This window comes from Haloactinospora alba (assembly GCF_006717075.1).
GTDB classification, from domain to species: Bacteria; Actinomycetota; Actinomycetes; order Streptosporangiales; family Streptosporangiaceae; genus Haloactinospora; species Haloactinospora alba.
Genome location: NZ_VFQC01000001.1, coordinates 1,853,157 through 1,865,984, shown reverse-complemented (window position 1 = coordinate 1,865,984; position 12,828 = coordinate 1,853,157). Strand labels below are relative to the sequence as shown.

The 12,828-nt window shown below is 66.8% G+C and carries 12 protein-coding genes; 6 read left to right on the top strand and 6 right to left on the bottom strand.

Going from position 1 to position 12,828, the window contains the following annotated elements:
- The first annotated feature begins 216 nt into the window (after nt 1–216).
- On the top strand, nt 217–1,410 hold the full coding sequence (locus FHX37_RS08430; protein ID WP_141923382.1) for a tetratricopeptide repeat protein: 1,194 nt from the start codon (nt 217–219) through the stop codon (nt 1,408–1,410).
- 68 nt (nt 1,411–1,478) lie between these two features.
- Nucleotides 1,479–2,081: an alpha/beta hydrolase family protein gene (locus tag FHX37_RS08425; protein WP_141923380.1), complete on the top strand. Its 603-nt coding sequence runs from the start codon at nt 1,479–1,481 to the stop codon at nt 2,079–2,081.
- On the opposite strand, the gene FHX37_RS08420 is transcribed toward FHX37_RS08425, so the two are convergent.
- From FHX37_RS08420 to FHX37_RS08400, 5 genes are all read right to left on the bottom strand, one after another.
- Nucleotides 2,069–2,302: a DUF5999 family protein gene (locus FHX37_RS08420; RefSeq protein WP_141923378.1), complete on the bottom strand. Its 234-nt coding sequence runs from the start codon at nt 2,300–2,302 to the stop codon at nt 2,069–2,071. The genes FHX37_RS08425 and FHX37_RS08420 overlap by 13 nt on opposite strands.
- A 247-nt stretch (nt 2,303–2,549) precedes the next feature.
- The gene (locus FHX37_RS08415; protein WP_141923376.1) at nt 2,550–3,281 is read right to left on the bottom strand and encodes an endonuclease V; all 732 of its coding nucleotides are present in this window, start codon (nt 3,279–3,281) and stop codon (nt 2,550–2,552) included.
- Nucleotides 3,282–3,294: 13 nt separating this feature from the next.
- Nucleotides 3,295–4,722, bottom strand: a complete 1,428-nt coding sequence (locus tag FHX37_RS08410) for a threonine/serine exporter family protein (RefSeq protein WP_211351778.1) — start codon at nt 4,720–4,722, stop codon at nt 3,295–3,297.
- Between the two features lie 288 nt (nt 4,723–5,010).
- Nucleotides 5,011–5,691, bottom strand: a complete 681-nt coding sequence (locus tag FHX37_RS08405; RefSeq protein ID WP_141923374.1) for a response regulator — start codon at nt 5,689–5,691, stop codon at nt 5,011–5,013.
- Nucleotides 5,692–5,779: 88 nt separating this feature from the next.
- Nucleotides 5,780–6,589 carry a RecB family exonuclease gene (locus FHX37_RS08400; RefSeq protein ID WP_141923372.1) on the bottom strand — a complete coding sequence of 270 codons (810 nt, stop codon included), beginning with the start codon at nt 6,587–6,589 and terminating at the stop codon, nt 5,780–5,782.
- Between the two features lie 176 nt (nt 6,590–6,765).
- Here FHX37_RS08400 and FHX37_RS08395 point away from each other — a divergent pair, with 176 nt between their 5' ends.
- Together FHX37_RS08395 and FHX37_RS08390 are read left to right on the top strand one after the other, a co-directional pair.
- Nucleotides 6,766–7,938 carry a site-2 protease family protein gene (locus FHX37_RS08395; RefSeq protein WP_342777602.1) on the top strand — a complete coding sequence of 391 codons (1,173 nt, stop codon included), beginning with the start codon at nt 6,766–6,768 and terminating at the stop codon, nt 7,936–7,938.
- A gap of 406 nt (nt 7,939–8,344) precedes the next feature.
- Complete coding sequence (locus FHX37_RS08390) at nt 8,345–8,692, top strand: hypothetical protein (protein WP_246062198.1); 348 nt, start codon at nt 8,345–8,347, stop codon at nt 8,690–8,692.
- Nucleotides 8,693–8,694: 2 nt separating this feature from the next.
- On the opposite strand, the gene ppgK is transcribed toward FHX37_RS08390, so the two are convergent.
- Nucleotides 8,695–9,471: a polyphosphate--glucose phosphotransferase gene (gene ppgK / locus FHX37_RS08385; RefSeq protein WP_141925123.1), complete on the bottom strand. Its 777-nt coding sequence runs from the start codon at nt 9,469–9,471 to the stop codon at nt 8,695–8,697.
- Between the two features lie 221 nt (nt 9,472–9,692).
- Here ppgK and FHX37_RS08380 point away from each other — a divergent pair, with 221 nt between their 5' ends.
- Nucleotides 9,693–10,625 carry a tRNA (adenine-N1)-methyltransferase gene (locus FHX37_RS08380; RefSeq protein ID WP_141923370.1) on the top strand — a complete coding sequence of 311 codons (933 nt, stop codon included), beginning with the start codon at nt 9,693–9,695 and terminating at the stop codon, nt 10,623–10,625.
- Between the two features lie 201 nt (nt 10,626–10,826).
- Complete coding sequence (gene arc / locus FHX37_RS08375; protein ID WP_141923368.1) at nt 10,827–12,596, top strand: proteasome ATPase; 1,770 nt, start codon at nt 10,827–10,829, stop codon at nt 12,594–12,596.
- Nucleotides 12,597–12,828: the final 232 nt, after the last annotated feature.

Sequence of the window (12,828 nt, the reverse complement as noted above, 5' to 3'; positions counted from 1 at the left end):
CCCTGCGGGATGCCGGAAGACGTTCCGGTCCGTGGCCGTGACGTGGTACCTGCGGCATACTGCCACCGAGGTGAATCTACACCGTAAAGGTGGAGCTTTTCTTCAACCAATTACGAAACCATCCCGCGCACGGCCACTAACCTTCCGTCCCACAGACGTTACTCTTCCACCACCAACGGCACTGCTGCATTACCAGCCAAAGTGGAGAGTGACTCTATGACCGCGGCCTCCGGGAACCCTGACCCCAGCACGGCGAACGAGGCGGAACTCGCGAACCTGTGCGAGCAGGCTCGCGACCTTGCGGAGAACGGCCACCTGAAACGCGCTGCGTACGTGTACGAGCAGGTTCTCGACCAGGGGAGCCCCACGTACCGCCCTCGGGCAGCTCTCGGCCTCGCCGTGGTGCGACACGACCTGGGTGACGTGCGTGCCGCCCGTGGAGCGGACCGGATGGCCATCGAAACGGGGGACCCCGAGTTCGCCGCTCGCGCCGCCTACCACCTGGCCCTCTCCCACGAGGCCGACGGAGCCGGGGAGGAAGCCAGCGAGGCATGGCAGGAACTCCTCGCACTGGGCAATGACCGCTATGTTCCGGCTGCCCACCACGGGCTCGCCCGCATCTCCGAGGAACGCGGCGACCCTGCGGAGGCGCGGGAGTACTGGAGCAGGGCGCTGGCGGAACCCCCCACACGGCTCGTGGCGGAGGCCGCCCACGACTACGCCGGGCGTCTGCTCGACCGGGGAGAGGTGGACGGGGCGGAAGCAGCGATCCGCACGGGGTTGGAAGCGGGCGAGCACCCGGGGCTGCGGCTGTTGCTGGGGGCCGTGTACATGGAGCGCGCCATCGGGGAGTTCGGTGCCGTAACGGCCGAGACCGAACCGGGGCCGGAGGGAGGCACCACAGCGCCCCCCGAGACGACCGGTGCGGCCGTGGAGCTGCTGGCCCGCCTGCTCGAGGTGCGCGGAGACCCGGAGGAGTCCCAGCGTGTGTGGGAGTACGGCATGGCACACGGCGACTCCGCCACCGCGGAGGAGGTGCGCTCCCGGCTGCGACGTGGTTTCCTCGCGCTCGACGCCTCCCCACCCGAGGAGGCACAGGCCGAGGAGACACACGAGGTGACCGCGTGGTGGGACCCCTATGTGGAGGCCGCCGCGAGCGAGGGCACTTCCGCCATGCTCGCCGGAGAGCTGTTTCTCGCGCTCGACCAGATGTACACGCGAATCGCGGGGCCAGTCGCCGCGGGGGAGGAGCGGGCCGCCGAACTGCGCCAGGTTGCGGAGGAGGCCGTACGGGTGCCGAGCTCCTACGTGTGGGGGAGGGCGCTGCACGACGACTTCCGGGAGCGCCTACGTCGTGCGGTGGCGGGTGGTACCGACGTGCTTCCGCCCGGATGGCCGGACGCGACCTAGGTGTGCTGCGGGACCGTTCCGGTGGGATCTCACTCGAGGCCCGGTGGCACGGGCTAACGTCGGGGCACATGGACATAGATACGCCCCACGGTCCCGCCCGGTTCGATATCGCCGCGCCGTCCACCCGGCCGCGTGGTTTGCTGGTCCTCACGCACGGAGCGGGAGGGGGAGTGGACGCCCCCGACCTGTTGGCGCTGTGCGAGGCCGCCCGTGCGGCCGGACTGGTGGTGGCGCGGGTGACCCAGCCCTACCGCGTCGCCGGCCGGAAGGCGCCCGGAAAAAGCAGCGCCCAGGACGAGGCCTGGTGCGCGGTCGTGCGTCACGTCCGCGCCCGTACGGAACCCGGCCAGTTACCTCTGGTCGTGTGCGGACGGAGCAACGGCGCACGGGTGGCCTGCCGTACAGCCCGCTCTCTCGGAGCGCAGGCGGTAGTGGCGCTCGCCTTCCCCTTGCGCCCTCCCCGGCGTCCGGAGCACTCACGCGTAGCCGAACTCCGCTCCACGGGAGTCCCCACGCTGGTGGTGAACGGTGACCGTGACCCGTTCGGGGTACCGGACCCCAGCGACGCGACAACGTTGGACGTGCGCCCGGGAGAGCGCCACGAGCTGGCCAAGGCCCCGGACGACATCGCCCAGGGCGCGGTCACGTGGATGCTTCGTTACACGGAGTGAGCGGACAGGTCCGCGTCGGACCGGGTGGAGGCGGACCTGTCCGTGGGGCGGTGCGGCGCGACCGTGTTGCCGTCGGGCAACAGTTCCCCCGTGTCGTCGAACAGCACGACACCGTTGCACAGCAGGCTCCAGCCCTGTTCCGCATGGCTGGCTACGACCCGGGCCGCCTCTCGCTCGGGACTGTTGACATCCGGGCACTGCGGGGAGTGTGGGCACGACATTGTGCCTCCGGTTCAGCTAGAACGGGTACCTGTTGCCCGCACTCTAGTGGCATGAGACACACTTCGTGTGTCGTTGCCGGAAAAAGGACGCGGAACCGTCTGGCCGGTCACGCTCGTCCCCGCCCTCTCCGTTCCCGCCGGGGCCGTCGACAGGCGCTGCCGGTGCTGGCACGAACCGGCCCGCTGCGGTGCACCGCGGGGAGGCGACGCCCGGCTTCCGGAACCGTCCCGGGGCACCGGGGCGCTGTTACACGTTGCCGGAACGGTCCCCGTCCCCGCGCAGTATCTCCCGGGAGAGTTGGTCCGCCGCCCGGATCGGCTCCGGTATCCGGTACCGGGGGCTGAGGTCCAGGACCAGCCGGGTGGATCCTGCCAGGTCCGCATCGTGACCAACCGAGATGTAAACGGGGCGGACCCCGGTCCGGGTGCGTAGCGCACGCCCCACGACGTCCCCTTCCGCGACCAGGTCGCTCCACGATCCCCGCTCTTCCGCCAGCGGTTCCGCGGCACCGACCAGCAGGGATTTCGCGCAACCGATCGTGGGACGGCCAAGCGACCACCCCATGTGGCACGCCAGACCGAACCGGCGCGGATGAGCCCTGCCGGCACCGTCGCAGAGAACGACGTCGGGGGAGGTGCGCAGTTTCCCGATGGTCTCCATGAGCGGAGGAGCCTCCCGGAACGCGAACAGACCGGGAACGTACGGGAACCGCGGTTCGGCGACGGTCGTCGCGTGGTCGACGACCTCCAGCGTGCGCCTGGACAGCACCACGACCGCAGCGACCAGTCGCTGGTCGTCGGGGGAGTACGTCACATCCGTGCCGGCGACGAGGGAGACGCTGTCCGGGTCCACAGCGGTGACACGGACACGGTGCGCCAGGGACTCCTGGAGAGAGCGCGCCTCGTCCGGGTCGCTGGGGAACGGGCGTAGCCGGGCGTCCTGCTCACCGTGCGACGTTTCTTCTGGTTCTTCTGGCATCTCGGGTGGTCCCTCACTGTCCGCCACGGGTTCTGCGGGCCGCGGGGCGGGCCCGGCGGCCGGCTCCCGCAAGACCACCCCGGTGGAAGGCGCGGACGAACTCCCCGCCGAGGCTGACGCCGGCACCGAGCGCGAGACCGACAGCGACCGCACTGGCCAGGCTGACGAGTCCGACCACGGTCTGGTCCAGGGTCACCTCCAACAGTCCGCGGTAAAGGATACTGCCCGGCAGGAGCGGGGCGATGCCGGGGATGACGTAGGGAAGAACCGGGCGATGGGTGCTGCGGGCCAGCCAGTGTCCGGCTATTCCGACGGTGATGGCACCAGCCGCGGTCCCGATGATGATGGGAGCGTCCAGCAGCGTCCGTACGCCGGCGTACACCACCCAGATCACGATTCCCATACCGCCGATGGCAGGGAGCATGCGGGGCGGCACGGCGAGAGAGACGGCGAAGGTCACGGCGATCCCCGCCGCACCGGCAATCACCGCGGCGTCGATCGAGGTGCCGGCCATGGGAAGGTTGTCGAGGTCCATGGGGACGCCGATCTTCACCGCGGCGTAGGCGACGGCACCGACGCCGGAGACGATCGCGCCCAGCGTGAAGAACACTTCCAGTAACCGTGCGACCGAGGAGACGTAGGACCCGCTGATCCCGTCCTGCAGACTGGCGACAAGGGCGCGTCCCGGTAGCAGTGCCATGATGTTACCGGTGATCACAGCGCCGGCGTTCAGTCCCAGCCCCAGGGCCTCACTGGCCCACAGCAGTGCCACCCCGATGCACGAAGCGATGATCGTGGCTGCTGTCATCTGGTAGAACTCAGCGAGCCCGCGCTTGGCGAGGTAGGCGGAGGCGCGGTCACCCAGCACGGTTGCGACGAACGCGACCCCCGCGACGATGAAGCCACCACCGAACATCAGACTGGCGCTGGACGCGATCAGGCCGAAGCACATGACGATGAGCCAGTTGGGATAGGGCGGCCTGGCACGTTTGATGGCACGCAGGCGCGCTATCGCGTCCTCCAGCTCGAGCAGACCGAGCGCTGCCTCCTGTACGAGCTTGTGCAGCTCGTACACGCGGAAGTAATCGAGTGTGCGTCGCCGCACCACCCGTTCGCCGGTCACGGGAGCGTGCTCACCCCCCGGATGGGCGGAGAGCGTGATGGCGGTGAACGTGACGGACACCTCGGAACGTGGCAGTTCGTAGGCCACTGACAGGCTCAGCATGGCTTCGCTGACCGCTTCGGTGCTCTCGCCACTGGCCAGCAGTAGTTCTCCCACGCGGAGGATGAGGTCGATGACCCGCGGATCGGGAAGTTCCGCCACCTCGTCGTCGAGCGAGCTGCCGTGTAACTCGGGTTCGTGGGATGCGCGCCAATCCCGCAACCGAGTGAGCAGGTTGTCCTCGTTCTGCGGGTTCGGCCGGTGCGGATTCTGGGCCATGGTCGGTTTCCCCAACCTCCTCAAGACGGTCAGCCGGTGAGGATACGTCTTCGTGGCGGTAGAGCCCTGAGCGGACGCGGAGGGCGGGCACCGGGTTGGCCGTTGCCCGTGCGTTGTCTGTCGAGTACCTCACGGACAATCGTGGCAGCTCGGGATGGGAAGGCTGATGAGCACGCCGAGCGTGGTGGCACAGCCGGGTCAGACAGCCGCCCTCGACGGGTTCCGTATCCGGGCGGTCCCCCCGTCCCGCATGACACGGGTAGCCCTTTGGGTCCGTTACCAGTGAGGTTACGCCCCGTTCCCTCCGGGTGTGACGAGACCTGTCTCATAGGCGTGTACGACAGCGTGCACCCGGTCCCGCAGGCCGAGTTTGGTCAGGATGTTGCCCACGTGGGTTTTGACCGTCGTCTCGCTGACGACGAGGTGCTCAGCGATCTCCACGTTGGAGAGCCCGCGCGCGAGAAGTTCCAGTACCCCGCGTTCCCGCTCTGTCAGCTGGCCCAGTTGCCCCTTTGGGCCGCGCAGGGAGGGGAGCCTGTCGGCGAAGCGGTCCAGCAGCTGGCGGGTGACGGTGGGAGCGACGATCGCTGCCCCTTCGGAGACGGTGCGGATCGCGCTGGTGAGTTCGTTGGGGGGAACGTCCTTCAGCAGGAAGCCGCTCGCTCCGGCCCGGAGCGCTTCCACCACGTATTCGTCCAGGTCGAAGGTGGTGAGAACGAGGACCCGGACCTGTTGCTCGGCGGTGCGTGCCCAGGACACGATCTCCCGGGTGGCGTCGATGCCGTCCCTGCCCGGCATCCGGATGTCCATAAGCACCACGTCGGGCAGCAACCGCCGCGTGTCGGTCACGGCCTCGCGCCCGTCACTGGCCTCCCCGACCACGGTGATCTCGGGGTCGGGTTCCAGGATGAGACCGAAACCGGTGCGTACCAGCGGTTGGTCGTCGACAAGCAACACACGGATGGGCATGGGGCGGTCGTTTCCGATCGTGACTCTGGGAAGGGCGGCCCGAACGGGGCTGCTTCGCGGTAGCGGCCCGGGGAGTAGGGCCCGGGGCTCATGTTTCGGGAAGGGAGGGAGGAGTTCCTCCGAACGCCGGACAGATCTCCTGGTGGTCGCACCATCCGCATAGCTTGCTGGGTTTGGGCTCCCACGCGCCCGAGCGCGCCGTCCTCTCGATATCGGTCCAGATGTCGAGTATCTCGGACTCGGCGTTGCGGAGTTCCTCCTCCGTTGGCTCGTACCAACGGACCTTTCCGTCCCCGAGGTACATGAGCTGGAGCCGGGTGGGGACCTCGCCGAGTTCCCGCCACAGCATGACTGCGTAGAAGAAGATCTGGAATTTCGCCTTGTCCTCGAAACGGGGCTGAGGCGACTTTCCCGTCTTGTAATCAACGATACGAATGTGTCCGGTGGGGGCGACATCCATTCTGTCGATATACCCGCGCAGCCGTAGTCCCGATTCCAGGGTTACTTCGATCCTCTTCTCGCGCTCGCGTGGCTCGAGCTGCTCCGGTCGTTCCATACCGAAATAGCGCGTGAGCAGCTTACGGGACTCCGCCAGCCAGGTGGCCAGCTCCTGGTCGTCAGCCAGCAGCTCGGCGCTGCGTGGTTCGCTGGCGCGCAGCTCCTCCCAGGCCGGTTCCAGCATCGACAGGGCAACCTGCTGCGTGCGCTCCTCGGCCGGACGAGAGAACAACCGGTCCAGGACACTGTGGACGAGCGTGCCGCGCAGCGCGGCGAGGCTGGGACGTTCCGGCAACCGGTCGATGACACGGAAGCGGAACAGCAACGGGCACTGCACGAAGTCAGAGGCGCGGGAGGGGGACAGCGAGTGGATCACGGGGAGGTCATCGACTTGACTCATCGTGTTGTGGACGGTTCCGCCCCAGCCGTACTGGAGCTGCTGCGCCCTTCTCCTTCCTGGCGTGCGTCCTGTCGCGGCTTCCGTCGGGACGGCGGTCCGCCCCTGCGCCCGCGTTTCTCCAGATTAGGCCGGAGGCCACGCCTCCGGCGCGGTCTCCGACCACGTAGCCTGGCAGTGTGACGGAACACGGTAGACCCCACCCTGCACGTCCCAAGCGGCGCGGTCCCTCGGATCCCGGCGACGGGCCGGCCGACCGGCCCTCCGGACTCCTGATGGGGCGCCCCTTCGGCGTCCCGGTGTACGTCTCCCCGTCCTGGTTGGTCATCGCCGCGTTGATCACCCTGCTGTACCGGCCCCTCGTCGAGGGAGAGCTGGCGCTCGGTCCGTGGTCGTACCTGGTGGCGTTCGTCTTCGCTGTCCTGCTCTACGGCTCGGTGCTGGTCCACGAACTGGCCCATTCCGTCGTGGCCCGACTCTACGGCCTTCCCGTGCACTGGATCTCCCTGTACATGCTCGGCGGGGTATCCCAGATCGGTGAGTCGCGGACGCCGAGCCGGGAGTTCTGGATCGCGTTCTCCGGTCCTCTGCTCTCGCTGGGGCTGGCCGGCCTGGGGTACGTGGCGTACGGCTATACCACGCCTGCCACGGTCGCCCATGTCCTGCTCTGGCAGCTTTGGGTGGCGAACGCGATAGTCGGTGTGTTCAACCTGCTGCCGGGGCTGCCGCTGGATGGTGGCAGACTCGTCCGAGCCGTCGTGTGGGGGGTGACACGGCGGCCTATGGCCGGAACCGTGGTTGCTTCCTGGGCGGGGCGTCTGCTCGCGGTTCTCGTCGTGGCGCTGCCCTTTCTCAACGCCGCGCTCGTCGGCACCCCCCCGGAGTTGTTCGCGGTGCTTTGGGCTGTTCTGCTCGGAGCGTTCATCTGGTTGAACGCCGGATCGGCGCTACGGACAGCAAGGATCAGGGAACGCATCCCCGCCCTGCGGGCCCGCCGTTTCGCCCGCACGGTGGTCAGCGTTGTCGCGGACACTCCGGCGGCCGAAGCCCGGCGCCGGATGGCCGAGGCCGACGCCGGCGCCATTCTGGTTGCCGACCCCGCTGGTGCGCCCACCTCGATCGTCAGTGAGGCGGCGGTCCAGGCGGTGCCCGAATCCCGGCTCCCCTGGGTGACGGTTTCGAGTCTCGCGCGCTCCATCACCTCCGACAACGTGATATCCGCTGATTTGGAGGGGGAGTCATTACTGGAAGTGTTGCGGCAGCATCCGGCGCCGGAATATCTTCTCGCCGAAACCGACGGAAGCGTGTGTGGCGTGTTGTACTTATCTGACGTCAACGCGGCGTTTCCCTGAAGCTGACCCCTATTGTGGTGATCCCGCCCAGAACGACATGATTGTTGCCGTGCGGGCTTGATAGCTATGTGTAAAATAGCCGGAGCTGTACGTGACAGGCGTGCAGCATTCGAGTCCAACGGCTGTGCCAGCCTTGTGCGGCGACTGTAACGGAAGGATATCGTGCCCAGTCGAACTGAGGCGGCTACCTCCGTGGCGGTGACGGCGCAGATACAGCGCGGACGCTTCCGCAACCTTCCGGATGGCAGTCCCCTGGTGGGAGTGCTCCGCGCGGAGGGGCTGGGGGCGGGGCAGCACGCAGAGTGTTACGAACAGTGTGCGACAGGCGGCTCACTGGCGCTCCGATCGAGCACGGAGCCGAAGGTTACCGAAACGCCGGGACTGTTGGCAGAAGCGGGAGTGGCGAATGACCGTTGAAACCCCACCGTCGGGTATGGCCGGTATGGCCGGATACGGGTCCTTTCTGGACGAGAATCCGGTCGATACCGCGTGGCTGCAGGCGTTGAGCTCCCTGACCGTCGAATTGCGCTCGTGGGGACTGGAAGCGCGTATGGACGGGGTCGTGGGAGCCGTCGACGCTATCGCGCACATGCCGGTCCGCCGAAGCCAGCGTGTCGTTCTGCGTCCGCACCGGGGACGGTTGTGGTGGTGGCTGCGGTGGAGTGAGTACCACTCCGCTACCGCACCCCTGACGCCGGTGGGTGACACCAGGCGTGCGAGCCGCCGGATCGTACGTGTACTCGAGCTGCCGTGACGTCAGTTCGCGCAACGTTCCACGGCACGGACCGCCGCGCCGACGATCCCTGCCGTGTTACGCAGCTGGGCCGCTCGCACGGGAGTGCGTAGTCGCAGGAACGGGAGGAACTCCTGCGCCTCTCTGCTCACCCCGCCACCGACCACGATCAGTTCCGGCCACAACAGGTTCTCCACCGTGGAGTAGTAGCGTTGCAGCCGTTCCGTCGTCCATTGCCTGTAGGAGAGCCCCTCACGGTCCTTGGCGCTGGCAGCGGCCCGCGTCTCGGCGTCGTGGCCGTCGATCTCCAGGTGCCCCAGCTCGGTGTTGGGGACCAGCGCGCCGTCGAGCAATAACGCGGTCCCGATCCCCGTTCCCAGGGTCGTCATCAGTACCAGCCCTGAGGCGCCGTGTGCGGCGCCGTAGCGGTGTTCGGCGACCGCGGCCGCGTCGGCGTCGTTCATCGCCCTCACACGGTGGCCTGTGGAGTCGGACAGTAGCTGTTCCACGTCCGTTCCGATCCACGAGCGGGCCACGTTGGAAGCGCTCCGGGCCACGCCCTGCCGGATGACCCCCGGGAACGCCGCACCCACCGGAGCGCCCGCCGCGAGATGATCGGAGAAAGCGTCCGCGATCTCCGAGGCCACACCGGCCACGGCCTCCGGAGTGGTCGGCCGTGGTGTGGAGATCTTCTTGCGCTCCGCCAGGAAGCTTCCCGTGTGCAGGTCGACAGGCGCGCCCTTGATGCCACTGCCCCCGATGTCGATTCCCAGGCCGACGCGCGGGGTCTCGCCTCCCATCGCACTCACCTCTTTGCTCCTTGCCGTGTGTGTCTCCCCGTGTCCTATCCGACTGGCGGGACAGAGTGGTCCGACCCGCCGGCGGGGCGGGTCGGGGGCCGTCCCGGCCCGGTCCTGGTGACCCACGGACGGTTCGGTACCGATTACCCCGCTTCGACGAGCTACCACTAGCCTTGACGGCTGTCCTTACTCCCGCGACATCCCGGAAGAGATCAACACCAGTGACCGGTATCCACGGCCGACGCGGCCCGTTCGACGACGGCGACAGTGTGCAGCTGACCGACCCCAAGGGGCGGAAGAACACCATCACCCTGCGTTCCGGATCGGCTTTCCACACCCACCGGGGACGAGTCGATCACGACGATCTGATCGGCCAACCCGAGGGGAGCGTGGTCAGCTCCACCTCCGGAACCGCCTATGTCGCGTTGCGGCCGCTCCTCAGCGATTTCACGTTGTCGATGAAACGTGGCGCGACGATCGTGTATCCCAAGGACGCGGCCCAGATCGTCGCGCAAGCCGACATCTTTCCCGGTGCTCGCGTGATCGAGGCCGGCGCCGGTTCGGGGGCGCTGTCCTGCTGGTTGCTGCGCGCGGTCGGTACGGAAGGCGTTGTCTCCTCCTACGAGCGGCGCGCCGATTTCGCCGAGATCGCGCGAAAGAACGTGGAACGTTACTTCGGCCATTCCCCCTCCTCGTGGAAGCTCACCGTCGGCGACATCGGCGAGACGGCTGACGACACCGATGTCGACCGCGTCATCCTGGACATGCTCGCGCCGTGGGAGTGCCTCGACACGGTTGCGGAAGCCCTTGTTCCCGGCGGTCTACTGTGCGTTTACGTAGCGACGACGACGCAGATCTCGACCGTGGTGGAGGCGATGCGCGAGCACGGTTCCTTCTACGAGCCCCACGCCTGGGAGAGCATGGTGCGGGACTGGCATGTCGAGGGGCTCGCCGTGCGTCCGGACCACAAGATGATCGGGCACACCGGGTTCCTGGTGACCGCCAGGCGCCTCGCGGAGGGGGTCCAGCCTCCGCAACGCCGGCGGCGTCCCGCCAAGGGCGCCTACGGGCCGGATTGGCAGCAGAACCGCGCGACGGAGCAACGTGCGACGGGGACCGGGTCCGAGTCCGGCGAGGACGAGCCCTACACGTGAACCGCGACGCGTGCGGGACCCGAAAGGGATGACTCCGGCCCGCGCGGACGTTACTTTCTTATGACGGTGACCGTCCTTCCACCAGCGTGTCCTCGGTGTTCGCGAACTCGGCCCTGAGGCCTTCGACACTCGGTGCGTTTGGGAGGTTACGAACAGGCCGTGGATAGGTAGGGTTCCGAGTAGTCGTCCTCTGACAGGGAGGTGGCGGACGTGGCTGAACGCGATGACGAGCGTCAGGCAGAGCGCGACCGTGAAGTCGAAGAACTTACGGCTCAAGTCTCCTACTTGGAAAAGGAACTCAGCGTAGTCCGGCGCAAGCTCGCTGATTCCCCCCGTCATGTGCGGTTGCTCGAAGAACGGCTCCGGGAAGCGCAGGCCAATCTGGCGGCCGCAAACAGCCAGAACGAGCGTCTCGTGTCGACTTTGAAAGAGGCGCGTGAACAGATCGTCGCGCTGAAGGAGGAAGTCGACCGACTTTCCCAACCACCGTCAGGATTTGGCGTGTTCCTGGGCAACCGGGAGGATGACACGGTCGAAATCTTCACCAACGGGCGAAAGATGCGGGTCAATGTCAGCCCCTCGGTTGACACTGACGAGCTGCGTCCCGGCCAGGAGGTCATGCTCAACGAGACCTTCAACGTCGTGGAGGCGCAGTCGTTCGAGACCGTTGGTGAGCTCGTCATGCTCAAGGAGTTCCTTGAGGGCGGCGACCGGGCCCTGGTGATCTCCAACCACGACGACGAGAAGATCGTACGGATCGCCGAACCACTGCGCGACCAACAGGTCCGGCCCGGAGACTCCCTGCTGCTGGAGCCGAAGTCGGGCTATGTTTACGAACGGATACCCAAGTCCGAGGTCGAGGAACTCATCCTGGAGGAGGTTCCCGACATCGCCTACACCGATGTGGGGGGCCTCGGCGGCCAGATCGAGATGATCCGTGATGCCGTGGAGCTTCCCTACCTCCACAAGAACCTCTTCTACGAACACAACCTGCGTCCTCCCAAAGGCGTCCTGCTCTACGGCCCGCCCGGCTGCGGGAAGACCCTCATCGCCAAGGCGGTCGCCAACTCACTGGCGAACCAGGTGTCGGACAAGACCGGCGAGGAAGCCGGAAAGAGCTTCTTCCTGAACATCAAGGGTCCGGAGCTGCTGAACAAGTACGTCGGCGAGACCGAGCGTCACATCCGCCTGGTGTTCCAACGCGCCCGGGAGAAGGCCGGTGAGGGGACACCGGTCATCGTGTTCTTCGACGAGATGGACTCGATCTTCCGGACCCGGGGCTCAGGAGTCTCCAGCGATGTCGAGAACACCATCGTTCCCCAGCTTCTCAGCGAGATCGACGGTGTCGAGGGGTTGGAGAACGTCATCGTCATCGGTGCCTCCAACCGTGAGGACATGATCGACCCCGCCATCCTGCGGCCGGGCCGACTGGACGTGAAGATCAAGATCGAGCGTCCCGACGCCGAGGCGGCCCGGGACATCTTCGGTAAGTACATCACCCCCGAGCTCCCGCTCCACGAGGACGACCTCGCGGAGCACGGCGGTTCCGCCCAGGCCACGGTGGACGCGATGATCCAGCGTGTTGTCGAGCGCATCTACACGGAGTCGGAGGAGAACCGGTTCCTCGAGGTCACCTACGCCAACGGTGACAAGGAGGTGCTGTACTTCAAGGACTTCAACTCCGGCGCCATGATCGAGAACATCGTGGACCGGGCCAAGAAGATGGCGATCAAGGAGTACATCGACAACAAGAACAAGGGGATCCGGGTTTCCCACCTCATGCAGGCGTGCGTCGACGAGTTCAGTGAGAACGAGGACCTTCCGAACACCACGAACCCGGACGACTGGGCGCGAATCTCCGGGAAGAAGGGCGAACGGATCGTCTACATCCGCACACTGATCTCCGGGAAGAAGGGCGCCGACTCCGGACGCTCCATCGATACTGTGGCCAATACCGGCCAGTATCTCTGATGATCCCTGCGGTGTCGCTGTCCGGCGAAGAGGCCGGACAGCGACACTGTTCACCCGGCAGAAATCCCTTTCACGAGACCACCGGTTCGCACAGTACGTTTTTCCGCAGCACGGATCTCTACTTGGCGGACCCGGAGTAGCGGGGCGATATGGGCGTGTTGTCGGAACTCTGTATCGGACACCGGTTCGGTGGTGATCGCGTTCACCACGTTCGAAACCGTTCGTCGGCGGA